Raw genomic sequence first — 23,250 nt, forward strand, 5'->3', positions numbered from 1 at the left:
AGATTGCCCTCGACCTGCGCCGCCATGTGCAGCGTGCCGGCCATCACGCCGGTGGTCGGGTTCTGCACCAGTTTCACCCAGGCCTTGTCGAACGTGTTGCCGAGACTGCTGCGGATCAAAGCTTCGCTGTCGGGGCGGTCGTTGGCCTGAATGATTGCGCGCACGCCCGCCACACCGACCGAAATCAGCGCCCCGGCCAGTTTGCCGGCCGCTGCCGCCACCGCGCTCGCGGCGCCGCGCGGGGCCATTTCTGCCTCCATGCGCTGGCTGGCGCGTTTGGCCACCGGCGCCATGGCCGTATCGGTCGAGGCCACGCCTTTCGAGCCGCCGTCGGTGTGGATCTTGTCGATCAGCGCGGCGTAGGCCGGCAGCGTGTTCAACGGTTCAGTGCTGACGATCTGGTACAGCGAAGCATCCCTCGCCGACGGCGGGCCAAGGGCGATGGCGGGGATTTTCTGCAACCGCCCGTTGAGCTGGGCGATGGGCACGCCGTGGCGCTGGGCGATGACCGGCATCTGCTGCGCCATCAGTTGCGCGTAGAACGCGGTGGACTGGCCGAGGATCGCGTCCGGGTCGATCTCCACCGCCACCGGCGCCAGTACGCGTTCCTGATATTGCTCCAGCAGATAGGCCGCCAGACGCTTGGCCGAGGCATCCTGCTCGCCGCTGGCACTGATCGTGTACCAGCTGACCTTCATCGACAGCCATTCCTGGGTCCAGTAGCTGCTGAACCACGGGATGAAATTTTCTTCAGTTTGCTCATAGACCCGAATGCGCCAATGTTCCATCGAGCCACGGGCGAACAGCTTGACCTGCTCGGTGGCCTGCTTCGAGGCACTGACGATTTCCCGGTCGATCTGCTGCCAGGTGGCCGGCGAGACCACCACCGCCGGCGCGCTCACCGGGGCCCGCGCCGTGGTGGCGCAGCCGGCCAGCAACACCAGTGCGGCGACGAGCAGCGCACGCAGGTTCACGGTGGCGGTCCTTATCTGTTCTTCGGGCGGGAGACCTGAAGAATCCGGGGGAGATGACATGAGTATAGGTGCGTGCGGTACGCCGTTTATCCGCTGGTCAGGGCTGCATCAGTCCAACCATCAATGGCGTCGATATTCACCATTGCGACGATTGCCTTCCGCCGACCGCTCGTCAAAGGCACGATTAACCCATCCGAAACACACCGCACGAGGAGTTCACATCATGATCAGTACCGTCACCCTCGCCGTGAGTTTCCCGGTCTTCGGCAGCAATTACTACGATCAGCACGTCGTGTCGCGCAAGACACAAGCGCTGGTGTTCGACGAAGCCTTCGAAGATCTGTTGATGCCCGCCGCCAGCAATCATTTCAGCAATGAAGTGGTCGGTCTCAACGATCAGTTCCGTTTTCTGAGCGACATTCTCGCCACCCATTTGCTGGACATCGAGGCCTCCGTGCCTGCGCGATCCAGCGTCCGGGCGAGCGCTCATTTTTAATGCCAGAGGGCGCTCCCGCAGGGGAGCGCCCTCTTCGTTTCAGTCAGTCATCATCCCGGTCGCGGTGATAACGACGCCCGTCGCGGCGGTCGTCGTCGCGGTCGTCCCAGCGTCGGTCATGATCGTAATAACGGCCATGATCGCGGTCGTAATGCCGGCCATGGCGATGGTCATCATCGAAATCCGCCACACAGCCGCCCAGCAGTACAGCGGCGGAAACGGTCAGCAGCAGGCTTGTTGCACGCATCATTCAGAATTTCCCTAAAACCAAGGTCTTGACGACGGAAACGGCAGCGCTGCCCGCACCGAAGAGGCGCGGTGTGCGCTGCCGCAGATACGACCGGGGAAAACGACGATGATTCACAGACCGCCGATGACCGTTGATCGCCTCGCCCGCCTCGCCCGAGCGCCGGCCAAATGCCACCTATACTGCTTGCAACGCGCAAAGGATCTGCCCCTCAAGAACAACAAGCAGAGGTGCGACATGGTCTGGCAACAAGTCTATGACCCGTTCGGCAATCCGGTGATTTCCACGATCATGGCCGCCGTTCCCGTGGTGGTGATGCTGGCGGCGCTGGCCTTCTTTCACGTAAAGGCTCATCTGGCCGCACTGCTGGCGCTGGCCTCAGCGCTGTTGATCTCGATCTTCGCCTTCGGCATGCCCGCCAACATGGCCGGTTCTGCGGCGCTGTTCGGGGCGGCCAACGGGCTGCTGCCGATTGGCTGGATCGTGCTCAACATCATTTTTCTGCATCGTCTGACCACCGAGAACGGCTCGTTCAAGGTGTTGCAGGATTCGCTCGCCCGCATCACCGACGACCGGCGCCTGCAATTGCTGCTGATCGCCTTTTGTTTCGGTGCTTTCTTCGAAGGGGCCGCCGGGTTCGGTACCCCGGTGGCGGTGACCGGGGCCATTCTGATCGGTCTTGGTTTTTCGCCACTGGCAGCGTCCGGTCTGGCGCTGATCGCCAACACTGCGCCCGTGGCCTTTGGCGCCCTGGGCACGCCGATCATTACGCTGGCCAAGGTCACCGGGCTGGATGAAATGGAGTTGTCGATGATGGTGGGACGGCAATTGCCGTTCTTCTCGGTGCTGGTGCCGTTCTGGCTGATCTGGGCATTCGCCGGTTGGCGCAAGATGCTGGAAGTATGGCCGGCGATTCTGGTGGCTGGCGTGAGTTTCGCCATCCCGCAGTTTCTGGTTTCGAACTTCCACGGGCCGATGCTGGTGGATGTGATCGCCGCGCTGATTTCCATGGCCTGCCTGACGTTGTTCCTCAAGGTCTGGAGGCCGGCGACTGTTCATACCTCGGCCGCGCTGACGGGACGGCATGACGACTCGAAGGTCGAAGAAGAAAAAATCACGGCCAGCGGTGCATTCAGCGATCAGGCGCGCCCGGCAGTGATGCGCGCGTGGATGCCGTGGATCATCCTCACGGTGTTCGTGTTTGCCTGGGGCACCCAGGGTTTCAAGAACATGTTCGACACCCGTCCGGCGATTGATCCCGTCAGCCAATCGGTCAGGCTCGATCCGCAGGGCAAACCGCTGCGCGAGGCCAATCCGGTGTTCGCCCCGGCCGTGACTTTCAGCTCCCTGCATCTGCAAATCGAAAAAGTCCCTCCGGTGGTCGCCGCGCCGAAAGCTGAAGAGGCGGTGTACAAGTTCACCTGGTTCACTGCCACCGGCAGCGGCATCCTGCTCGCGGCGATTGTCGGAGGGTTGCTGATGGGCTACTCGATCCCGCAACTGATCAAACAGTACCTTCGCACACTGTGGGTGGTGCGCTTCTCGCTGATTACGATTGCCGCGATGCTGGCGCTGGGATTCCTGACCCGCTACTCGGGGCTGGACGCGACCATGGGGCTGGCATTCGCTGCCACGGGGATTTTCTACCCGATGTTCGGCACCTTGCTCGGCTGGCTTGGCGTAGCGCTTACCGGGTCGGATACCGCGTCCAACGTGCTGTTTGGCGGCTTGCAACGGGTGACGTCGGAGCAGCTGGGCATCAGCCCGGTCCTGATGGCGGCGGCCAACAGCTCCGGCGGAGTGATGGGCAAAATGGTCGACGCGCAGTCGATCGTGGTCGCCTCAACCGCGACACGCTGGTACGGCCATGAAGGGGAAATCCTGCGTTACGTGTTCTTCCATTCCATCGTGCTGGCAATCCTGGTCGGCGGTCTGGTGACGTTGCAGGCGTATGTGGCGCCGTTTACGTCCATGGTGGTCGGCGCACATTGAGAATCGCGGGTGCCTCGGTTGTGAGAGTGATCTGACTCACAGCCAAGGTACCCGCGTTCCTTCTGTCGATTCATGAACCGCGCGCATGAGGCCATGCGCAAATCAAAGAAAACCTTTTCCTCTCCAGCGTGGTCACTCCTAGAACAGAGCGAGACTGGCAACCACGCCAGCGTACCCGTGCGGGTCTTTCACACCCTGCCGACCTGATAGAGGAAGCCAAGCAAATGAATGACCATCCGCCAATGGCGATCTCCCGACGCCGTTTCCTGATTCTCGGTGCCGTGACCGCAACCGCGTTCGCGATGCCCCCTTTCATCAGCCTCAAGGCCTACGCGGCCAGCCTGGAGCAACCGGCCATGGCCAAAGTAACCATCGAAGTCAACGGCAAGCCACAGGCGCTGGAGGTTGATACTCGCACCACCCTGCTCGACGCCCTGCGCGAACACCTGCAGCTGACTGGCAGCAAAAAGGGCTGCGACCACGGCCAGTGCGGCGCCTGCACGGTGATCGTCGATGGCCGGCGAATCAATTCCTGCCTGACCCTGGCGGTAATGCAGGACGGCGCCAAAGTCACCACCATCGAAGGCCTCGGCATGCCGGACCACCTGCATCCAATGCAGGCGGCCTTCATCAAGCATGACGGTTACCAATGTGGATACTGCACACCGGGGCAGATCTGCTCGGCGGTCGCCGTGCTCCAGGAAATCCGTGACGGCATCCCCAGCCACGCCAGCGCCAGCCTCACCGAAGCGCCGCAACTGATCGCCAGCGAATTGCAGGAACGCATGAGCGGCAACATCTGCCGATGCGGCGCCTATTCGAACATCATCGAAGCCATCAGCGAAGTCGCGGAGGTGCCAGCATGAGAGCGTTCAACTACAGCCGCGCCGACTCTCCTGCCGCAGCCGCTGCCCAAGCTGCGCAAATCGAGGGCGCCCGCTTTATCGCCGGCGGCACCAACCTGCTGGACTTGATGAAGCTCGACATCGAAACGCCCCAGCAGCTGATAGACGTCAATCACCTGGGCCTCGACCGGATCGAAGCCACCGACGACGGCGGCTTGCGCATCGGCGCACTGGTGCGCAATACCGATCTGGCCGCCGACAGCCGCGTCCGGAAAGACTACGCGCTGCTGTCCCGCGCCTTGCTTGCCGGTGCATCGGGCCAGTTGCGCAACATGGCGACCACCGCCGGCAATCTGCTCCAGCGCACGCGCTGCCCGTATTTCTACGACACCAATCAAGCCTGCAATAAACGCAATCCCGGCAGTGGCTGCGCGGCGATTGGCGGGGTCAGTCGACAACTCGGCATTATCGGCGTCAGCGACGCCTGCATCGCGACCCATCCGAGTGACATGGCGATTGCGATGCGGGCGCTGGATGCCCAGGTCGAAACGCTCAAAGCCGACGGCAGCACTCGACGCATCGCCATCGCGGACTTCCATCAATTGCCCGGCACCACGCCGAATGTCGAAACCAGTCTGACACCCGGCGAACTGATTACCGCCGTCACCCTGCCCGCGCCAGTGGGCGGCACGCATGTCTATCACAAGGTGCGCGACCGTTCGTCGTACGCCTTCGCGCTGGTGTCCGTCGGCCTGATCCTGCAGAAGGATGGCAGCGGCCGCATCGCCGTCGGCGGCATCGCGCCGAAACCCTGGCGAGTCGAAGCGGCGGAAGCCCTGCTGCCGCAAGGCGCGAAAGCCGTCAGCGCGCGCCTGCTCGACGGCGCCACGCCTACTTCTGACAACCAGTTCAAAGTGACATTGGTCGAGCGCACGATTGCCTCGGTGCTGGCCCAAGCGAGGGACGAAGCATGAAATTCGACACGCCCGCCACGACCAACCCGATTGATCAGTTGAACGTCATCGGTAAACCCACCGACCGCATTGAAGGCCCGCTGAAGACCAGCGGCCAGGCGCCTTACGCCTACGAGCAACATGAAGCCGTGAAGAATCAGGCGTACGGCGTAGTGGTCGGTTCGGCCATTGCCAAAGGTCGCATCATCCGCATCGATCTGGAGGCCGCCCGCGCCGCGCCGGGGGTGCTGACCATCGTCACCGCCGCCAATGCCGGCAAGCTCGGCAAAGGCCAATACAACGCCGCGCACCTGCTGGCCGGGCCACAAGTCCAGCACTATCACCAGGCAGTAGCGCTGGTGGTCGCCGAAACCTTCGAACAGGCGCGGGCTGCCGCGCAGTTGGTCAACGTCGAATACGCGGCCGACAAAGGTCAATTTGATCTGGCCAGCGTGCGCGACCAGGGCGTGGAACCGAAAGACGATCTGCCGGACGTCAAGCACGGCGATTTCGCCACCGCCTTCGCCGCCGCGCCCGTGCAGTTCGACCAGACCTACACCACGCCGGATCAATCCCACGCGATGATGGAGCCCCACGCGACACTCGCCGCCTGGAAAGGCGATCACGTGACGCTCTGGACTTCCAACCAGATGATCGCCTGGAGCGTCGGCGACATCGCCGCCACCCTCGGCCTGCCCAAGGAAAACGTGCGGCTGATCTCGCCATACATTGGTGGCGGTTTCGGCGGCAAGCTGTTCATTCGTGCCGACGCGATCCTCGCCGCCCTCGGCGCACGTCTGGCGAACCGACCCGTGAAGGTCGCCCTCGCCCGTCCGCAGATCGCCAACAACACTACCCACCGTCCGGCTACCATTCAGCGGATTCGCATGGGCGCCACGGCTGACGGCAAACTCACCGCCATCGCCCATGAAGGCTGGTCGGGCAACCTCGCCGACGGCAAGGTCGAAGTCGCGGCGCAACCGAGTCAATTGCTTTATGCCGCTGAAAATCGCTTGGTGACCATGCGCCTGGCGCCGCTGGATCTGCCGGAAGGCAACGCCATGCGCGCGCCGGGTGAAACGCCGGGGCTGATGGCACTGGAGATCGCCATGGACGAGATGGCGGAACAGCTCAAACTCGATCCGATCCAGTTCCGCATCCTCAACGATACGCAGGTCGATCCGGTGAAAACCGAGCGGCCGTTCTCCCAGCGGCGTCTGATCGAATGCCTGCAAACCGGCGCCGAACGTTTTGGCTGGGATAAGCGCAATGCGACGCCCGGCACCCGTCGCGAAGGTCGCTGGCTGATCGGCATGGGCGTTGCGGCGGCGATTCGCAACAACCTGCTGGTGAAGTCCGGCGCACGCGTACGGCTGGAGCGCGACGGCAAGATCAGCGTGGAAACCGACATGACGGACATCGGCACCGGCAGCTACACGATCATTGCCCAGACCGCCGCCGAAGTGATGGGCGTGCGTCTCGACGATGTCGTGGTGCACTTGGGCGATTCGAATTTTCCGGTGTCGTCCGGCTCCGGCGGCCAGTTCGGCGCCAACTGCTCGACCGCCGGGGTTTACGCGGCGTGCATGAAACTGCGCGAAACGGTCGCGACCAAACTGGGCATGAACGCGGGTGAAGCGCAGTTTGTCGACGGCCACGTGCGGCTGGGCAACCAGAACGTGCCGTTACGTGACGCCGCGCAACACGCCGCGATCGAAGTCGAGGACAGCATCGAATTCGCCGACCTCGCCAAGCAATATCAGCAATCGACCTTCGGCGCGCACTTCGTCGAAGTCGCGGTGGATGCCGCCACCGGCGAAGTGCGCGTGCGACGGATGCTCGCGGTGTGCGCCGCCGGGCGGATTCTCAATCCGAAATCGGCCCGCAGCCAGGTGATCGGCGCCATGACCATGGGCGTCGGCGCAGCATTGATGGAAGAACTCGCGGTGGACAAGCGCCAGGGCTTTTTCGTCAACCATGACCTGGCGGGCTACGAAGTGCCGGTGCATGCCGACATCCCGCATCAGGAGGTGATCTTCCTCGATGAAACCGACCCGATTTCCTCGCCGATGAAAGCCAAGGGGGTCGGGGAACTGGGGATCTGCGGCGTGAGTGCGGCGGTGGCGAATGCGATCTACAACGCCACGGGCGCGCGGGTGCGGGAGTACCCGATTACCTTGGACAAGATTCTCGCGTCACTGCCAGAGATGATTTGATTTGTGGAATGGCCCCACGGTGAGGACGTTCGGTCTCACCGTGGGCGACTTGTTGATTAGCGGACGTCGGGATACTCCGCCTCTCCCACCTGCTCCATCCAGTCCACCACTTTGCCATCCAGCATTTCAGCAATGGCGATATGCGTCATGGCCGTGGTCGGCGCCGCACCGTGCCAATGCTTCACGTTGGGCGCGATCCACACGGTGTCGCCTGGCCGAATCACCCGCACTGGCTGCCCCCATTCCTGCACGAAGCCTGACCCAGCGGTAACGATCAGCGTTTGCCCCAACGGATGGGTGTGCCACGCCGTACGCGCTCCCGGCTCAAAGGTCACGGTGGCGCCGCTGATCCGCGCCGCATCGCTGCCCTTGAACGGCGCATCGACCCGTACCGTCCCGGTAAACCAGTCGCTCGAGCCTTTGGCCGACGGTTGTGAGCCGTTGGGAGTAACGGTCACGCGAGATGTCTCGCTGGCCTGGACTTCGCCCGCCAGCAGGGAAAGGGTCAGCGCCGAAGCGGCGATCGGATTCATGTTGAGGCTCTCCAGAAAAGGGACAGCCTCCACTTTAACCAGCCCGACTCTTCAGATAATCGACTAGAATTCAAAAAAACTTATGCAGGGCACTCATTAATGCTTCGGGAAAATGCCAGTGATCTGCTCGCTTTCCTCGCCGTGGCGCGTGAGCGCAGTTTCACCAAAGCAGCTGCCAAACTTGGCGTTTCGCAGTCGGCGCTCAGTCATACGATCCGCAGCCTTGAAGCCCGGCTGGGCCTGCGCCTGCTGATCCGCACCACCCGCAGTGTCTCTCCCACCGAGGCTGGTGATCACTTGCTGCAAACCATCGGCCCGCGCTTCGAAGAGATCGAATCGGAACTGGCCGCCCTCAGCAACCTGCGGGAAACTCCCGCCGGCAAGATCCGTCTCAGCGCCACCGATCACTCGCTGAACTGGCTGTTGCGACCGGTCCTCAAAGAATTTCTTCTGCAATACCCGGACATCTCCGTCGAAGTCAGCTGCGACTACAGTTTCGTCGACATCGCAGGTCAGGGTTTCGATGCCGGCGTGCGGCTGGGCGAGGATGTCGCACAAGGCATGATCGCCACTCGTATCGGCCCGGACATGCGTATGGCGGTGGTCGGCTCGCCCGCCTATTTCGCCAGACGTATCGTACCGAAGACCCCGCGTGATCTGACCGACCACGCTTGCAATAACTTGCGCCTGCCTACCAACGGCGGTCTATACGCCTGGGAGTTCGAGAAGGATGGCGAACGCCTGAAGGTGCGAGTCTGCGGACAGGTAACCCTCAACGGCGTCTATCCATTACTGGACGCCGCACTCGACGGTTTCGGCCTGAGCTACATCCCGGAGAACATCGTCGCCCCCTATCTGGCTGAAGGTCGCCTGATACAAGTACTGGAGGATTGGTGCCCGGTGTTTTCCGGATATCACCTCTACTACCCGAGCCGGCGCCAGACAGCGCCGGCCTTTGCATTGTTGCTGGCGGCGCTGCGCTATCAAGGCTGAAACCGTCTAGTCCACCAACGCAATCAACTGCTGACGCTGCGCATCGGTCAGCATCAACCCGAACCCGGCGCCGGCATTGTCGGCCATGTACAACGGATTGCTGGTGCCGGGAATCACGCAGGTTACCGCCGGATGCGCCAGCAGGAATTTCAGCGCCAGTTGCGGCCAGCTCTTCGCCCCCACCTGAGCCGCCCAGCCTGGCAGCGGCTTGCCCTTGAGCCGCGCGAGCAGGTCGCCGCCGCCGAACGGCCGGTTGCAGATCACCGCCACCCCGCGTTCGCGGCACAGCGGCAGGATGCGTTTCTCGACCCCGCGATCATCCAGGGCGTAGTTGATTTGCAGGAAATCCAGCGGCTCGGCCTTGAGCACCGCTTCGACCTCCTCATAGGCCGACGGCGTGTAGTGAGTGATGCCGATGTAGCGGATGCGGCCCTGCTCTTTCCAGTCGCGCAGGGTCGGCAGGTGGGTTTGCCAGTCGAGCAGGTTGTGGATCTGCATCAGGTCGATGCGCTCGGTGCGCAGCAGGCTGAACGACTGCTCCATCTGCGCAATGCCCTCCTCGCGACCACGGGTCCAGACCTTGGTCGCCAGAAACGCCGGAGAGCGCGGTTCGTGGATCGACAGCAATTCACCGGTGGTTTCCTCGGCGCGGCCGTACATGGGGGAGCTGTCGATCAGCGTCCCGCCCTTTTTGAACAGCTCGCCGAGCACCGCCGGCAATTGTTTGTAGACCGGATCGCCGGGAGCGACGTCGAAACCGCGATAAGTGCCCAACCCCACCAGCGGCAGTGGCTCAGAGCTCGAAGGGATGGCGCGGGTCTGCATGGTCTGGGCTCCTGTGGCGTTCGGCGACGTAATGGTGGCCAGCGCCCGGTCAAAGGTGAAAACCGCTGACACGCCGGCTGCCAGTGTCAGCAACCGGCGGCGGGAATATCCCTCAGTGTGGTTCATGCTGGCGCCCTTGCCCTGTGGATCTGTTGCACCTTGTGTTTTGATGCAGCCCGCAAAACCGTTGGACTACACTGCGACAGCCAACCTGCGCGCCCGGTTAACGTTAGTCGAATGTCCAGAACCCTGTTGTCACTCGTCGCATTGATCGTCGCCGTGTACCTGATCCTGTGCGCGGCGCTGTTCGTTTTTCAGCGGGCGCTGATTTATTTTCCGCAGCCCGCCACCCTCGATTCGCCGGAGTCACGGTTGACGCTGGCCATGCCCGACGCCGAGATCCGCGTGACGGTGCGCGAGCGCGCCGGGCCCAGAGCGCTGATCTATTTCGGCGGCAATGCCGAGGACGTTTCGCGCAATCTGCCGGAGTTTTCCGAGGCGTTTCCTGACTATTCGTTGTATTTGCTGCATTACCGGGGTTTTGGTGGCAGCGGTGGCTCGCCTTCCGAAGAGGCGATCGCCGAGGATGCGCTGGCGCTGTTCGATCAGGTGTACGCCAGTCATCCGCAGGTCGCGCTGCTGGGACGCAGCCTCGGTTCCGGGGTCGCGGTGCGTCTGGCCAGCCAACGGCCGGTGGCGCGGCTGATTCTGGTCACGCCCTACAACAGCCTCGAAGAAATCGCCGCCCGTCAGTACCCGTGGGTGCCGGTGCAGTGGTTGCTCAAGGATCGTTTCCAGTCCGGTCAGTACGCGGCGCACATCCGCGTGCCGACGCTGCTGCTGGCGGCGAGCGATGACGAGGTGATTCCACGGGCCAGCACCGAACGCTTGCTGCACAGTTTTCCCGACGGCGTGGCCACGCTCAAAGTGGTGGCGGATTCGGCACACAATTCTATTTCCGAACGGCCGCAATACCTGCAATGGCTGCAAGACGTGTTGAATCGCTGAGCACTTCGTCGGCAGCCGTAGAAACCCGGCGCCGCCTCGTGAACCAAGTGCAAAAAGGCCAGTCCTACCCGCGCCGCGTTCTGCGGTTCACTTTCCTTCAGCCTTGTCTTTGTTCAGAGCTTTGCGTCCCATGCGCCACGCCGTTCGTTCGTCTCGCTTCGTTTCGCTGTGCCTGTTGATCCTTTCTCCCCTGCTTTCTCCCTCTGCCCACGCCGGCGCCGAGCGGCAACTGGTGGCTGCCATCAACGACTACCGCGCCCATCCTCAACGCTGCGACCGGCGCCCGGCCCAACGGCTGGCGCCGCTGACGCTGAAGTCGAATCTGGCGTTGCCGGTCGGCTATGGCTACGGCGGTGGATTGCGCGAACGATTGAAAGACTCCGGCTATGCCGCCGTGGCGGTGCGCAGCATCCGGATCGTCGGCGCACAGGACGCCGAAGAGGCGTTCGAAATGCTGCAAGACGATTACTGCGGCGCGTTGCTCGACGGTCAATACGCCGACATCGGCATCAGCCGCGCCCGCAGCGAATGGCAAGTGGTGCTGGCTCGGCCGGTGCTCGACAGCCGCGTCGGCGACAACCGCAGCGTCGGCAAGGCCTTGCTGGCCGAGGTCAACGCCGCCCGCGCCCGACCGCGCATGTGCGGCCGCCAGCGCTTCGCCGCTGCCCGGCCCTTGAGCTGGAACCCGGCGCTCGGCGCCGCCGCTCAGGGGCACAGCAAGGCCATGGCCTACGGCAATTATTTCGCCCACCGCGACCCGGACGGCGACGGCCCGGCCGATCGCGCCCGGGCGGCCGGCTACCGTGGCCGGCAGATCGGCGAAAACATCGCCGCCGGGCAAAGCTCACCGGGCAAAGCCATGGCCGGCTGGCTGGCCAGCCCCGGACACTGTGCCAACCTGATGAACCCGATGTTCACCCAGGTCGGCGCCGGGTTTGCCAGTGAGGCGCGCAGTGATGAAGGGGTTTACTGGACGATGCTGTTCGGGGCGCCTTGATCCGGTTCCATCCGAAACCGTCGAAGAGCGCTGCAAGTCGCAACTCGACGGCTGATCGTCAGACCGGAGAAATCGTGGCAAGGACGCCAATCATGATGGTCAACACAAGAAAGCCGCCGAGGAAAATCGCCATCTTAGCCATGAAGGCCTCCTGAATACTGAATGTCCGGCGCACCGGGCACTTCGGAATGAAGCGCGTCGCGTATGGCCGAACGGCAGGGCCATTTTGGGCCCGTGGCTGAGATGGTTACAGATGCAGATTCGACAGGAAAAAGCGGATCAGATGGATCGGGCTGGCGCATGGGTCGACATTCAGGTTGGTACAGAGGGTTTCCATTGCGCCGCTTTGATCTAGAGTCATGGGCGCCGCGCCAAGAACAACAAAAAATACAGGAGTGAAACCATGTCCGACCTGAACCTGCACCCCAACGCCGCCGAATCCCTGAACCGCTGGCACGAAATGATCCGCACCGGCAATCTCAAGGCCCTGCCCGAACTGCTCGATTCCAAAGCGGTTTTCCGCTCGCCGATGGCGCATACGCCGTACCCGGGTGCCCCGGTGGTCTCGATGATCCTCAACACCGTTTTCGAGGTGTTTGAAGACTTCAAATACCACCGTGAACTGGCGACGGCCGATGGCCTGAATGTGGTGCTGGAATTCAGCGCCAAAGTGGGGACGAAAGAGCTCAAGGGCATCGACATGATCCGTTTCGATGAACAAGGCAAGATCGTCGAGTTCGAAGTGATGGTGCGGCCGTTGAGCGGGTTGCAGGCGCTGGGTGAAGAGATGGGACGGCGGCTTGGCGCCTATCTGGCGGCCGCCAAGGCCTGAAATCCGAGCACAAAAAAGCCCACTGACCGTCACCGGTTCAGTGGGCTTCGTGTGTCAGGCGTCTGGATTACAGAGCCATGTCACGTGCAGCGCTTTCTTTCGGCGCCTGGGCTTTTTCAGCCGAGGCGTCCGCCGCTGGAGCTGCAACCTGACCAATCACCGGAGGGGTTGGCAGTTGCAGGATCTTGGCGGTGTAAGCCCATTCTTCAGCCACTTTGGCTGGATCGTTGTTCAGCTGGGTGCCATAGCTTGGAACGATCTGGTGCAGCTTGGCTTGCCACTCAGGGCTGGCGACTTTGTCCTTGAAGACTTTCTGCAGCACGCTCAGCATGATCGGTGCAGCGGTCGATGCGCCTGGGGATGCGCCCAGCAGTCCGGCGATGGAGCCGTCCTTGGAAGCAACGATTTCGGTGCCCAGTTTCAGCACGCCGCCAGCGGCTTCATCACGCTTGATGATTTGCACGCGCTGGCCGGCTTGCCACAGGCGCCAGTCTTCGGCTTTGGCGTTCGGGAAGTATTCCTTCAGCGCGTTCAGACGGTCTTCATCCGACAGCATCAGTTGACCGGCCAGGTACTCGACCAGCGGGTATTCCTTGATGCCGACCCGGGTCATAGGCCAGATGTTGTGGGTGGTGGTGCTGGTCAGCAGGTCCAGGTACGAACCTTCTTTCAGGAACTTGGTGCTGAAAGTCGCGAACGGGCCAAACAGGATGACGCGCTTGCCGTCCAGGACACGGGTGTCCAGGTGCGGAACGGACATCGGAGGCGCGCCCACCGAAGCTTTACCGTAGGCCTTGGCCAGGTGTTGTTCGGCGATGGCCGGGTTATCGGTCACCAGGAACGAGCCGCCTACCGGGAAGCCAGCGTATTCCTTGGCTTCTTCGATACCGGACTTCTGCAGCAGGTGCAGGGCACCGCCGCCGGCGCCGATGAACACGAACTTGGCGTCGGTTTCAGTCTTGGTGCCGTCTTTCAGGTTTTTGTAGCTGACGCGCCAGGTGCCATCGGCATTCTTGGTGATGTCTTGCACTTCGCTCGACAGCTTCAAGTTGAAGTTAGGCTTGGTCTGCAGGTAACCGGCGAACTGGCGGGTGATTTCGCCGAAGTTCATGTCGGTACCCAGCGGGCTCCAGGTGGCCGCGATTTTCTGGTTCGGGTCACGCCCTTCCATCATCAGCGGAACCCACTTCTTGATCACAGCCGGGTCTTCGGAGTACTGCATGCCGGCGAACAGCGGGCTTGCTTGCAGGGCTTCGTAGCGCTTTTTCAGGAACTTGATGTTGTCATCGCCCCACACGAAGCTCATGTGCGGAGTGGTGTTGATGAACGAACGAGGGTCCTTCAGGACGCCTTGACGAACCTGCCAGGCCCAGAACTGACGGGAGACCTGGAACGCTTCGTTGATCTCGACCGCTTTCGGGATCGTGACGTTGCCCTTGTCGTCTTCCGGGGTGTAGTTCAGCTCGGCCAGGGCGGAGTGACCGGTACCGGCGTTGTTCCAGCCGTTGGAGCTTTCCAGGGCGACGCCGTCGAGGCGCTCGACCATTTCCATCGACCAGGTCGGTTCCAGCTCATTGATCCACACACCGAGGGTGGTGCTCATGATGCCGCCGCCGATCAGCAGGACGTCGACTTTCTTTGCTTCTTCGGCATTGGCGGAAGACATCCCCATCGCCAAAGCCAGCCCCAGCAAGGCTGTGTTCACTTTCTTAAACATCTGTTGCACCTATGATAAAACGCCTTCCGCCCGCCGCTGTTGTACGTATGAGGTCCCCTCTTTCGCGACACTCAGGCCAGCGTCGCGGGTTCCGGCACACTTCAATTTTGACGGGTGGGCACACAAGACCGACAGGCAGTGTCGACCTCAGTTATATGTCCCTTCTGAACTGACTTCTTATCATTATTGGCTTCAGCTACTTGAGCGACAGGGGTTCTGTCTGGCCCGCCGAAAAGCGCGCCAGACTGAATTAGGTCAAACCAAGTGGGGCGAAGAATATCACGTCATGGCAAACCCGCGCGTCTGTTCGCGACCGGATAGTTTTCAATAGGTTCCTCGAGCGCTTTCTAACGTTGGTGCATTCCTGATAAGTTGTACGACGACTGACAAATTCCCCAGTCGTTTTCATTACCTACAACAACAAGGAATACCCATGAACAAATCCAGACTGCTGCTCGGTCTCATCTGCCTCTTCAGCGGCTACGTCGCCGCCGCCCCGGCGGAACAGGACGTCGCCCAGGCCGTCGATCACCTGACCCAGGCAATGTTGCACAAGGACATCGCCGAACTGAACGCGCTGACTGCCGACAACCTCACCTACGGCCACTCCAGCGGCAAGATCCAGGACAAGAAAGCCTTCATTGCCGATATCGAAACCGGCAAGAGCGCGTTCAAGACCCTGGAAATGCAAAACCAGACCATCACCCTGTCCGGGGACACCGCGCTGGTGCGCCATCATTTTTCAGCACAGGCCCTCAAAGGCACCGAAGTCGTGCCGACGGAAATCGAGAACTTCCAGATCTGGCAGAAGCAGGCTGGCAAGTGGTTGCTGGTGGGGCGTCAGGCGTACAAGTTCTGAAGCATGAGCTCTGCCGCTGACAAGGCGGCAGAGCCTGCTCTCACAACCGAAACCGATCCACCGACTGCGCCAGCCGCCCCGCCAGACTCGACAGCTCATCCGTGGTATTGGCCGTCTGACCGATCACCTTGCTGTTGCCCTCCGACATCCCCGCGATCATCTCCACCTGATGGGCAATCTCGTTGCTCGCCTGGCTCTGTTCGCCGATGGTGCGGGTGATGTCGTTGACCAGTTGCGTGGTGCTGAGGGTGGCGTCGAGGATTTCGCGGATGGCGCGTTCGACGTCGGCGGTGACCGCCATGCCTTTGTCGACCTGGGCGACACCAGCCTCCATGCTGCTGACGGCCTCGCGGGTGCTGTTCTGGATGCGTGCGACCATCGCGGCGATTTCCTGGGTCGAGGCGCTGGTGCGCGCAGCGAGGCTGCGCACCTCATCGGCCACCACCGCAAAGCCCCTGCCTTGCTCGCCCGCCCGGGCGGCCTCGATGGCCGCGTTGAGCGCCAGCAGGTTGGTCTGGTCGGCGATGCTCTTGATCACCTGAATGATGTTGAAGATGCCCTCGGATTCCTGATCGAGGGTGCGGATCACCTGCGCCGATTGCTGGGCGGAACGGGCGATGTCGTCCATGTCGCTGACCACCTGATGGATCACCTGCCCGCCGTTTTTCGCCAGTGACTCGGCCTGGCTGGCCATGTTCAAAGCACGCTCGGCGTGACGGGTGATTTCCTCGATGCTGGCGGTCATCTGGCTCGCGGCGGCAGCCATGGTGCCGGCGGCGGTGCTTTGCTGCTGGCTGCTGTCGGCCACCTGATGGCAGCCGTGGCTCAGTTGTTCGCTCATGCCGCTGACGCCATGGGCGTTGCGTCGCACCACGTCGATCATGTCTCGCAGGTCGCGCTGCATGGTGGCCAACGTGCGGATCAGCGCACTGGCTTCGTCCTTGCCGGACGGTTCGGCGATCGGCTCGCTGAGGTTGCCGTGAGCAATGCTTTCGGCGATGCGGCTGGCGGATTTCAGCGGCCCCATGATGCTCAGGATCACCCACCGGCCCTGGGCCAACAGCAGCAACAGACTGGCGATCAGAACGATGCCGAGCGCGACATTGGCGTTGTGGATCGCCGCCTCGGTGCCTTCGCTGGTCTGCCGGGTATTGGTTTCGATCAGCTCGCTGAGAGCGGCCATCTGTTCTTCGAGCTGGCTGAACGCGGTATTGAAGGTCCCCAGTTGTTGCTGGGCGCTGTCCGGATTTTCCAGCGCAAGACCGACGATCTGCTCGCCGGCGCTGATGTAGGTGTCGAGGCTTGGCTTGATCTGCTCGAGCGCGGACTTGATCGTCGGGTTCACCGGAAGCTTGAGGTTTTCACCCAGCACTTCGCGAAAATGCGCCGCATGCTCTTCGACCGAACTGCGCACCTCGTCCGCCGAACTGGTGCTTTTGCCCAGCCCCACCAGCATCGCCGAATACACGTCCGCGCGCAGGGCGTCGTGCATCATGTCGGCTTCCATGTGGTTGCGCAGCGCGCTCATGCTGACCGCGTTGTCACTGACCGCCGAAGCCATCCGCTGATTGCCGACATAACTGACCAGGCTCACGATCAGCGCCGTCAGCAGGCTGGTCGCAATCAGCAACACCAAACGCAGTTTGATCGACACCGTGATTTCCTCCCAGGTCGCGCCACGCGGCGCCGTTCAACGCTTCAGTTAAGCCTATTTCCATGAACACGCTGCGTTAGAGCGTCTCAGCGTGTTTCGTTACATCCAGTAAAAATGCCGCACTGTGCGACGGTTCTCATGCCGCCCCCAACCGGCTGAGCCGACTTACGGAACTCCCGTGCCCGCCGACACCTCTCACATTATGTGGTACTTCCTTTTCGCTTTACGCTGCTGGAGGAACACCGTCATGCGTCGTTTACTACTGGTTTCGTCTCTTATGCTGTGCCTGCCTTTCGGTTCGGCTTTCGCCCGCGTGGATGCGGGGGATGTCGCCACTTCGGCCGGCGTTTCCGCCTCGCTGTATTCCACGTTCAAGGATCACAAAATGGTGATTCCGGCCCGTGACGACTTGTCGGCATTCGTCGCCAGCGGCGGAACGATCCGTGGCGTGTACCTGGAATCGGTACTGCAGCAGGTGCGTCAGGACAATCCTGGCCTGAACGCCAGCGATGAAGAGCTGGCCAACGCCATCCTGGTTCACTACGAAGGTCTGTCGCAGTAACCACGGCACGTTCGATGATGATGGTGGCTGACGGACTTGCCACCGTTACGCCCTGCCGATGGACGGCTGGCGAACGACCATGGGCAAAACCGTCGAACGGCCTCTATGATGGAGGCCATGACGATTTCCGCCTCACTCCGCTCCCCTTGCCCGCCGGGTCTGTGCATCTGCGGGCGTGATCCGCTGCTGGATACGCCCGGCGCGGATGTGCGCATCCTTTTGCTGACTCGCGAGGAAGAAAAGCGTCTGCTCGAGCGTCTGGAAAACCTCAAAGACCTCGCCGACCTCCAGCGGCTGCAAGGCAAGATGTTCGATCAGCTCGGGATTCGCGTGCTGATCGCACCGAAGTTCGGTGAAGTGCGAACCGTGCGAGGCGGCATCGAAATCGAGGTCGAAGAGCTTCCGGGGCTCTGCCGCAAAACCCGCAAAACCATCCCCGCCGCCATCCGCCGTGGTCTGGAAAAAAACCCGCAAGTCGCCTTCGATCTGCTCAACGCTCACGACTTGCTGCGCGGCACCTGATCATTTTTTCATGCCCACCCGCTTACGCATCTCGGCCGTAATGCTCTGCCGGGTTTTCTTCATGTCTGCCCAAGGTCCATCCCCCACTTCCGCCAGCCGTTCGTGAACATTGCGCACATTCCATTGATCGGCACCTTTGATCTCGCCGACCTCCTCCCGAAACAGCGGCACCGACACCGGCAACCCTTCGCGGGTACGCGCTGCGTATGCGCAAATGGTGGTGGCGCCCAGGCCGTTGCGCAGGTAATCGATGAAGATCCGCCCTACGCGATTTTTCGGCCCGGACACCGCTGAAAAACGCTCCGGCAACAACTTCGCCATGTGCGTGACGATGGCGTGGCTGAAATCCTTGACCTCATCCCAGCCATGCTTGCGGGTCAGCGGCACCACCAGATGAATGCCCTTGCCGCCGCTGGTCTTGAGAAACGCCTTGAGGCCCAACTCGTCCAGCACGGTCAGGGTCAGCGCCGTGGCTTCGACCATGCTTTTCCAGGGCAGCGCCGGATCCGGGTCGAGGTCGAGGACAAAGCGGTCGGGCTTGTCCAGATCGGTGGTGGTAGCGTTCCAGGTGTGCAGTTCGACCGTGCTCATCTGCACCGCGCCGATCAAGGCTTCGGCGTTGTTGATCAGCATCACCGGCTGGCCGGTCAGCTCCTTGTCGAGCGTGCGGATGCCGGGGATCGCCAGGTTCTCGGCGTTCTTCTGGAAGAACAGCTCACCGGCGATGCCGTCCGGCGCACGTACCAGCGCCACGGGGCGGTCCTTGAGCTGCGGCAGAATCCATTCGGCGACGCTGGCGTAATACTCGGCCAGCTGCATTTTGGTGGTGCCACTGCTGGCGTCGATCACCCGGTCGGGGTGAGTGATCCGCACCTTGCCGTCGGCCAGATCGGTTTGGGACGGCGCGGTAGATTGAGCCTTTGAAGTCTTCATCGGTTTGGCGCGCTCCTCGGTGATGTCCTTGGCCGGTTTGTCCTCGCGCAAGCCATGAAAAACGGCGTGACGCACCGAGCCGTCCTGGGTCATTTCGGCGAACGCCACTTCCGCCAGCAGACTCGGTTTGAGCCAGTGCACACCCTTGGCCTCGAAACCGCTGGGCGGATTGATCACCGCCGGTTTCTTCACCTTCAATGGCTTGAGCTGCGCGAGGATGCTCTTGAGGGTGGTTTCATTGAATCCGGTGCCGACCTTGCCGGCGTACCGCAACTCGCCACTGTCACGATCATGCAACCCAAGCAGCAACGCTCCGAATGAACTGCGCGCGCCTTTCGGATCGGTATAGCCGACGATCACGAATTCCTGGCGATGCTTGCACTTGAGCTTGATCCAGTCGCTACTGCGGCGCGACACGTAAGACGAGCCGAGGCGTTTACCGATCAGGCCTTCCATGCGCATCTGGCAGGCGCTGTTGAGCAACGCCTGCGGGCTTTCGTCGAACGCTTCGGAAAAGCGCAAAAGCGGATCTTCGTGGGCTTTCAGCACCGTGGCCAGCGCTGCGCGCCGCTCCTGCACCGGTACCTCGCGCAGGTCGACACCGTTCAGATACGGCAGATCAAACAGGTAGTAGACGATGTTTTCGCTGCGTCCCGAATCGAACGCGTTTTGCAGGGCCTGAAAGTCCGGCACGCCGTCCGCGTCGGCGACGACCATCTCACCATCCAGCCACGCCGACTCCAGGCCCAGCGTCGCCAGGGCTTGCGCCTGTTTCGGCAATTTGTGCGTCCAGTCATGGCCATTGCGGGTGAACAACTGCACCTCGTCCTGATCGATACGCGCCATGATCCGATAGCCGTCGAACTTGATCTCGTATTGCCAATCCCCTTCCGGCGCACTCTCCACCAGGGTGGCCAGTTGCGGTTTGAGTTGCGCGGGAATCCTGGCCTTGTGCGCCCCGGCAAGTTTGCCCGAAGCCGGCTTGCGCGGCGCTTTCGACGAAGCCTTCAGCGGCTTGACCTGCTTCGCACTGAGGCTGGGTTTGTCGACGATCGTGCGTTCACTGAGCACGCTGTCGGGCTCGGCGACCAGCACGTCGTAATCGCTTTGCGGGCGCGCGGCGCTGTCCTGATGCTTGATCAGAAACCACTGCTCTTTTTTGCCTGGCATGTGGGTGCGCACCAGATTCCACACCCCGGCGAGCTTCTCGCCTTGCAGTTCGAATTTGAGCTTGCCCTTGGCGTAGGCTTTCTCCGGGTCTTCCAGCGGAATCCACACGCCGCGATCCCAGACGATCACATCGCCGGCACCGTAATGCCCTTCGGGAATGCTGCCCTCGAACGTCGCGTAATCCAGCGGGTGATCCTCGACGTGCACCGCCAGGCGCTTGACCTTGGGATCCAGCGACGGGCCCTTGGGCACCGCCCAGCTCTTGAGCGCGCCGTCGAGTTCCAGGCGAAAGTCATAGTGCAGGTGCGAGGCATCGTGTTTTTGAATGCAGAACTGCAGGGCATGATCGCCTGCGGATTTCTTGCCCCGACGGCGTTCTGCCGCCGGTTCAGAGGTGGCCGAAAAGTCGCGCATCCGGTTGTAGTCGTCGAGATTCCTGCTCATCCTGCACCTGCCTTGTTTCAGCCTGTTCGAGTCACCGTCAGCGCGACCACGGCGATCCGGTCGACGCGCTGATAGCCGGGGTTCAACAACTCTTCGCCGAACACATCGGGATCGAGTTCGCGGTAGGTCCAGCCGAAGCGCTTTTCATCCAGCCGTGGCACTACGGTATCGAGGAAGGGATCGCGGCCATCGACCATCGCCACACCGGTATAAAGCACCAGCGAGCCGCCGAGAGTCAGGCGATTGAGCGCCTGTTCGACGATCCGCAACGACAGGCCCGCCCCCAGCGTCCCGCCACCGTGGCGGTAAGCTCGCCCGGCCGGATCGGCCATGTAGGGCGGGTTGGCGACGATCAGGTCGAATTCGCCGTCGACGCCCTGCAATACATCACTGGCGCGCACTTCGACATTGGCTACTTCGGCCAACGCCGCGTTGATCGTGGTCAGGCGCAATGCGGCGGGGTTGATATCCACCGCCAGCACTTGCGCTTCTCGCCGGGCACGGCCGATCAGGATCGCGCCGACTCCGGCGCCACAACCGATGTCCACCGCCCGATGGATGGGCGCAAAGTTCTGCTGCAAATGGCTGTGGATCAGTTGAGCAAAGCGATAGGTGTCCGGGCCGAAGAACACTGAGTCGGCTGCATCGGTGGGAAACCCGGAATGCACAAACAACAGGTCATCCAGGCTCGACCAGCGCACCCGGCTCTTCAAGCGCCCATCGAACTCATCAATCACCTGGGCGTCCTGCAATTGCCGTTGTTCATCGGCGGACAGAAGGCCCGGTTCGAACGGGCGCGACCATCCGAACACATCCCGCAGGCAATCGGCGGCCTGCCCTTCGTCGCGCTGGTTGACCCGTTGGTGGGTCAGCGGCGTCGGGGTGATGAAACGATAGCCGTCGGCCTGCAGGCGCCGCCCCAGCTGCAGCAGCACCAGGTCGTTGGCGGACAGTTGTTCTTCCTGATTCATTGAATGATTTCCTTAACGCTGGCCGGATTTGAGTTGGATGAATCGGCGAGTGGCGAGCAGCCCGGCCGGATGCGCATGGCGTGCCGGCGCGAGCCAAGGGATCAACGTTGCGATTTGGGTGTGAGCGTCCTGCCCTTGCAGTGCCGCATTCAGGCGTTGCACATCGGGGTCCTGCTCGGGCACCTCAATCGGCGCGGGGACTGAGGGGCGGCGGCGGAACGCGACGGGTTTATCCGCAGAAATCCAGTCACCGGCAATCCAGTCGTGCACCAGTTGTTTTTCATAGGCGCTGAACACGCCGAACATCGCCGCACCATCGCCATCGATCAATTGCCAGAAGCGGCTGCCCTGTGGATCTTCGTGGCGCTTGATCCAGCCCTTGTCCTGCATGGCCTGGAGGAACCCGGACAGCTGCTGCGGATCGGCCAGCCACTGATTGACGGTCTTGCCTTCGAAGCGGCAATAGTCGGAGTGCATGTGTTGAGCGAACGGACACTTGCGCTCAAGCATCGCCAACAGTTCACGCTCCAGATCGAACTCCTCGATGATTGCGCGACTGCCCTGTCCCAGGTCATTAAGCCGATAGCCCAGCGAGACCCGGCGCAGGAAATCGCTGCGATCGGCTTCCAGAGGCAACAGATCAAGAACGGCCTGAACGGCTTTTTGCGCATGGCCGGTGCTGGCGTTGTCGATGGTCACGTGCAGGGTGAAATAGTAGGGATCGATCCCCAACTCACTGAGCTCGTAACTGCTGATCAACAGGTGCAAGGGCAGCTGTTCGTAACCAAGGTTGTAACCGATCACCTCCGGGAGAAAATCCATGCCGCCGGCACCCAGGGCCAATTGCAGCGCGCCTTGCAGGTAGCGTTCGTCGGGCAGAGGACTGCTGGGCTCGAGGCCTTGTTCGGCGAGCAGTTGACGGTAGATCACGACGTGATTCTGCGCCGGATTGCCATCGCCCAGCTCTTCCAGATAGGTGCTGAGCAGGCTGCTGAAGCGCGGATCGCGCCACTGTCCCAGCAGACCATAGAGCCAGGCGCCATCAACCAGCTTGGTCGGCGCCACCGCTTGCAGGAAATACAGCGCATGAGCCTTGCAACTGAAGAACTGCCGTGCGCCTCCAGCCTTGCGTTGTTGCAGGTAGTCGGCGTATTGCCGGGCGACATCGGCACAGTGCTCTGCCACCCAGGCATACCACTGCGCGGGGTCCGATGGCAGCTCATCCTTCAACTGCGCGGCCTGCAGCAGTTGATCTTCCAGAAAGGCGCGCGCCAGCGGCTGCGGATGTTCGTCGGATAAAAGCGCTTCATGGATACGCCGCAACTCACCCGAAGAGTCGAGCGGTCGCGATTGGGCGGGGGCAGCTTGCAGGTGAGTCAGGACAGTCATGGCAATATTCTCGATCAATTGGCAGGACGCTCAGTCACTCGCCTCTAATGCAGCAGAGAGGCGGCGCCTGCCGAAAATTCAATCGACGTTAAATTTGCCCGGACGGACGGAGCCCCCG

21 protein-coding genes and 1 pseudogene are annotated in these 23,250 nt (G+C 61.9%); 12 read left to right on the forward strand and 10 right to left on the reverse strand.

Annotation, left to right across the window (positions count from 1 at the left end; genetic code table 11):
• Window positions 1-974 (reverse strand): hypothetical protein (locus AC07XZ_RS27300; protein WP_102688490.1); only part of this gene is annotated, 974 nt, incomplete at its 3' end.
• 223 nt (window positions 975-1,197) lie between these two features.
• Here AC07XZ_RS27300 and AC07XZ_RS27305 point away from each other — a divergent pair.
• Entirely contained in the window at window positions 1,198-1,470 is a 273-nt protein-coding gene (locus AC07XZ_RS27305; RefSeq protein WP_102688489.1) for a hypothetical protein, read from the forward strand.
• 43 nt (window positions 1,471-1,513) lie between these two features.
• On the opposite strand, the gene AC07XZ_RS27310 is transcribed toward AC07XZ_RS27305, so the two are convergent.
• Complete coding sequence (locus AC07XZ_RS27310; protein ID WP_064382340.1) at window positions 1,514-1,720, reverse strand: hypothetical protein; 207 nt, start codon at window positions 1,718-1,720, stop codon at window positions 1,514-1,516.
• A gap of 234 nt (window positions 1,721-1,954) precedes the next feature.
• Here AC07XZ_RS27310 and AC07XZ_RS27315 point away from each other — a divergent pair, with 234 nt between their 5' ends.
• The 4 genes from AC07XZ_RS27315 to paoC all read left to right on the forward strand — a co-directional run bounded on the left by AC07XZ_RS27315 (window position 1,955) and on the right by paoC (window position 7,723).
• Window positions 1,955-3,709 carry an L-lactate permease gene (locus AC07XZ_RS27315; RefSeq protein ID WP_102688488.1) on the forward strand — a complete coding sequence of 585 codons (1,755 nt, stop codon included), beginning with the start codon at window positions 1,955-1,957 and terminating at the stop codon, window positions 3,707-3,709.
• Window positions 3,710-3,951: 242 nt separating this feature from the next.
• Entirely contained in the window at window positions 3,952-4,575 is a 624-nt protein-coding gene (gene paoA, locus AC07XZ_RS27320; protein WP_064600752.1) for an aldehyde dehydrogenase iron-sulfur subunit PaoA, read from the forward strand.
• The gene (locus tag AC07XZ_RS27325; protein WP_102688487.1) at window positions 4,572-5,528 is read left to right on the forward strand and encodes an FAD binding domain-containing protein; all 957 of its coding nucleotides are present in this window, start codon (window positions 4,572-4,574) and stop codon (window positions 5,526-5,528) included. Before paoA ends, AC07XZ_RS27325 begins: the two co-directional genes overlap by 4 nt.
• The gene (gene paoC, locus AC07XZ_RS27330; protein WP_102688486.1) at window positions 5,525-7,723 is read left to right on the forward strand and encodes an aldehyde oxidoreductase molybdenum-binding subunit PaoC; all 2,199 of its coding nucleotides are present in this window, start codon (window positions 5,525-5,527) and stop codon (window positions 7,721-7,723) included. Before AC07XZ_RS27325 ends, paoC begins: the two co-directional genes overlap by 4 nt.
• A gap of 56 nt (window positions 7,724-7,779) precedes the next feature.
• Here the strand turns inward: paoC and AC07XZ_RS27335 are convergent, their stop codons facing one another.
• Entirely contained in the window at window positions 7,780-8,256 is a 477-nt protein-coding gene (locus AC07XZ_RS27335; RefSeq protein ID WP_085748271.1) for a (R)-mandelonitrile lyase, read from the reverse strand.
• Window positions 8,257-8,355: 99 nt separating this feature from the next.
• Here AC07XZ_RS27335 and AC07XZ_RS27340 point away from each other — a divergent pair, with 99 nt between their 5' ends.
• Window positions 8,356-9,249 carry a LysR family transcriptional regulator gene (locus tag AC07XZ_RS27340; RefSeq protein ID WP_085748270.1) on the forward strand — a complete coding sequence of 298 codons (894 nt, stop codon included), beginning with the start codon at window positions 8,356-8,358 and terminating at the stop codon, window positions 9,247-9,249.
• Between the two features lie 6 nt (window positions 9,250-9,255).
• Here the strand turns inward: AC07XZ_RS27340 and AC07XZ_RS27345 are convergent, their stop codons facing one another.
• Complete coding sequence (locus tag AC07XZ_RS27345; RefSeq protein WP_173892854.1) at window positions 9,256-10,200, reverse strand: aldo/keto reductase; 945 nt, start codon at window positions 10,198-10,200, stop codon at window positions 9,256-9,258.
• A gap of 111 nt (window positions 10,201-10,311) precedes the next feature.
• Here AC07XZ_RS27345 and AC07XZ_RS27350 point away from each other — a divergent pair, with 111 nt between their 5' ends.
• The 3 genes from AC07XZ_RS27350 (at window position 10,312) to AC07XZ_RS27360 (ending at window position 12,911) form a co-directional block, all read left to right on the forward strand.
• A complete protein-coding gene (locus AC07XZ_RS27350; protein WP_102688484.1) occupies window positions 10,312-11,082 on the forward strand; it encodes an alpha/beta hydrolase in 771 nt (256 codons plus the stop codon).
• A gap of 130 nt (window positions 11,083-11,212) precedes the next feature.
• On the forward strand, window positions 11,213-12,079 hold the full coding sequence (locus tag AC07XZ_RS27355; RefSeq protein ID WP_102688483.1) for a CAP domain-containing protein: 867 nt from the start codon (window positions 11,213-11,215) through the stop codon (window positions 12,077-12,079).
• Between the two features lie 403 nt (window positions 12,080-12,482).
• Window positions 12,483-12,911 (forward strand): nuclear transport factor 2 family protein, encoded by a 429-nt coding sequence (locus tag AC07XZ_RS27360; protein WP_102688482.1) that lies wholly within the window; start codon window positions 12,483-12,485, stop codon window positions 12,909-12,911.
• 67 nt (window positions 12,912-12,978) lie between these two features.
• Here the strand turns inward: AC07XZ_RS27360 and mqo are convergent, their stop codons facing one another.
• Window positions 12,979-14,628 (reverse strand): malate dehydrogenase (quinone), encoded by a 1,650-nt coding sequence (mqo, locus tag AC07XZ_RS27365; RefSeq protein ID WP_102688481.1) that lies wholly within the window; start codon window positions 14,626-14,628, stop codon window positions 12,979-12,981.
• Between the two features lie 433 nt (window positions 14,629-15,061).
• On the opposite strand from mqo, the gene AC07XZ_RS27370 reads away from it, so the two are divergent.
• Window positions 15,062-15,487 (forward strand): nuclear transport factor 2 family protein, encoded by a 426-nt coding sequence (locus AC07XZ_RS27370; RefSeq protein WP_102688480.1) that lies wholly within the window; start codon window positions 15,062-15,064, stop codon window positions 15,485-15,487.
• A gap of 40 nt (window positions 15,488-15,527) precedes the next feature.
• On the opposite strand, the gene AC07XZ_RS27375 is transcribed toward AC07XZ_RS27370, so the two are convergent.
• Together AC07XZ_RS27375 and AC07XZ_RS27380 are read right to left on the reverse strand one after the other, a co-directional pair.
• On the reverse strand, window positions 15,528-16,391 hold the full coding sequence (locus AC07XZ_RS27375) for a methyl-accepting chemotaxis protein (protein ID WP_371915880.1): 864 nt from the start codon (window positions 16,389-16,391) through the stop codon (window positions 15,528-15,530).
• Window positions 16,383-17,141 (reverse strand): annotated as a pseudogene (locus AC07XZ_RS27380) (MCP four helix bundle domain-containing protein); the annotation flags it as partial. The gene AC07XZ_RS27375 and the pseudogene AC07XZ_RS27380, both read right to left, overlap by 9 nt.
• Before the next feature lie 247 nt (window positions 17,142-17,388).
• On the opposite strand from AC07XZ_RS27380, the gene AC07XZ_RS27385 reads away from it, so the two are divergent.
• Window positions 17,389-17,703 carry a DUF2388 domain-containing protein gene (locus AC07XZ_RS27385; protein WP_039770957.1) on the forward strand — a complete coding sequence of 105 codons (315 nt, stop codon included), beginning with the start codon at window positions 17,389-17,391 and terminating at the stop codon, window positions 17,701-17,703.
• 117 nt (window positions 17,704-17,820) lie between these two features.
• Complete coding sequence (locus AC07XZ_RS27390) at window positions 17,821-18,225, forward strand: hypothetical protein (RefSeq protein WP_173892852.1); 405 nt, start codon at window positions 17,821-17,823, stop codon at window positions 18,223-18,225.
• Here AC07XZ_RS27390 and ligD read toward each other — a convergent pair whose 3' ends face one another.
• From ligD to AC07XZ_RS27405, 3 genes are read right to left on the reverse strand one after another with little or no spacing between them, the layout of a single operon-like run.
• On the reverse strand, window positions 18,226-20,772 hold the full coding sequence (ligD, locus tag AC07XZ_RS27395; RefSeq protein WP_102688477.1) for a DNA ligase D: 2,547 nt from the start codon (window positions 20,770-20,772) through the stop codon (window positions 18,226-18,228).
• A gap of 17 nt (window positions 20,773-20,789) precedes the next feature.
• Window positions 20,790-21,743 (reverse strand): methyltransferase, encoded by a 954-nt coding sequence (locus tag AC07XZ_RS27400; protein WP_102688476.1) that lies wholly within the window; start codon window positions 21,741-21,743, stop codon window positions 20,790-20,792.
• A 12-nt stretch (window positions 21,744-21,755) separates the two neighbouring features.
• A complete protein-coding gene (locus AC07XZ_RS27405; RefSeq protein ID WP_102688475.1) occupies window positions 21,756-23,132 on the reverse strand; it encodes an iron-containing redox enzyme family protein in 1,377 nt (458 codons plus the stop codon).
• Window positions 23,133-23,250: the final 118 nt, after the last annotated feature.

It is taken from the genome of Pseudomonas sp. GW458-11-26-14-LB4, assembly GCF_059423925.1.

Bases quoted from the DNA above. Each gene is read 5' to 3' on its own strand.
- AC07XZ_RS27305 (WP_102688489.1), top strand. From the start codon at position 1,198: ATGATCAGTACCGTCACCCTCGCCGTGAGTTTCCCGGTCTTCGGCAGC.
- paoA (WP_064600752.1), top strand. From the start codon at position 3,952: ATGGCGATCTCCCGACGCCGTTTCCTGATTCTCGGTGCCGTGACCGCA.
- AC07XZ_RS27315 (WP_102688488.1), top strand. From the start codon at position 1,955: ATGGTCTGGCAACAAGTCTATGACCCGTTCGGCAATCCGGTGATTTCC.
- AC07XZ_RS27400 (WP_102688476.1), bottom strand. From the start codon at position 21,743: ATGAATCAGGAAGAACAACTGTCCGCCAACGACCTGGTGCTGCTGCAG.
- AC07XZ_RS27340 (WP_085748270.1), top strand. From the start codon at position 8,356: ATGCTTCGGGAAAATGCCAGTGATCTGCTCGCTTTCCTCGCCGTGGCG.
- mqo (WP_102688481.1), bottom strand. From the start codon at position 14,628: ATGTTTAAGAAAGTGAACACAGCCTTGCTGGGGCTGGCTTTGGCGATG.
- AC07XZ_RS27345 (WP_173892854.1), bottom strand. From the start codon at position 10,200: ATGAACCACACTGAGGGATATTCCCGCCGCCGGTTGCTGACACTGGCA.
- AC07XZ_RS27375 (WP_371915880.1), bottom strand. From the start codon at position 16,391: ATGCAGCGCGACCTGCGAGACATGATCGACGTGGTGCGACGCAACGCC.
- paoC (WP_102688486.1), top strand. From the start codon at position 5,525: ATGAAATTCGACACGCCCGCCACGACCAACCCGATTGATCAGTTGAAC.
- AC07XZ_RS27390 (WP_173892852.1), top strand. From the start codon at position 17,821: ATGACGATTTCCGCCTCACTCCGCTCCCCTTGCCCGCCGGGTCTGTGC.
- ligD (WP_102688477.1), bottom strand. From the start codon at position 20,772: ATGAGCAGGAATCTCGACGACTACAACCGGATGCGCGACTTTTCGGCC.
- AC07XZ_RS27370 (WP_102688480.1), top strand. From the start codon at position 15,062: ATGAACAAATCCAGACTGCTGCTCGGTCTCATCTGCCTCTTCAGCGGC.
- AC07XZ_RS27350 (WP_102688484.1), top strand. From the start codon at position 10,312: ATGTCCAGAACCCTGTTGTCACTCGTCGCATTGATCGTCGCCGTGTAC.
- AC07XZ_RS27325 (WP_102688487.1), top strand. From the start codon at position 4,572: ATGAGAGCGTTCAACTACAGCCGCGCCGACTCTCCTGCCGCAGCCGCT.
- AC07XZ_RS27405 (WP_102688475.1), bottom strand. From the start codon at position 23,132: ATGACTGTCCTGACTCACCTGCAAGCTGCCCCCGCCCAATCGCGACCG.
- AC07XZ_RS27335 (WP_085748271.1), bottom strand. From the start codon at position 8,256: ATGAATCCGATCGCCGCTTCGGCGCTGACCCTTTCCCTGCTGGCGGGC.
- AC07XZ_RS27385 (WP_039770957.1), top strand. From the start codon at position 17,389: ATGCGTCGTTTACTACTGGTTTCGTCTCTTATGCTGTGCCTGCCTTTC.
- AC07XZ_RS27310 (WP_064382340.1), bottom strand. From the start codon at position 1,720: ATGATGCGTGCAACAAGCCTGCTGCTGACCGTTTCCGCCGCTGTACTG.
- AC07XZ_RS27360 (WP_102688482.1), top strand. From the start codon at position 12,483: ATGTCCGACCTGAACCTGCACCCCAACGCCGCCGAATCCCTGAACCGC.
- AC07XZ_RS27355 (WP_102688483.1), top strand. From the start codon at position 11,213: ATGCGCCACGCCGTTCGTTCGTCTCGCTTCGTTTCGCTGTGCCTGTTG.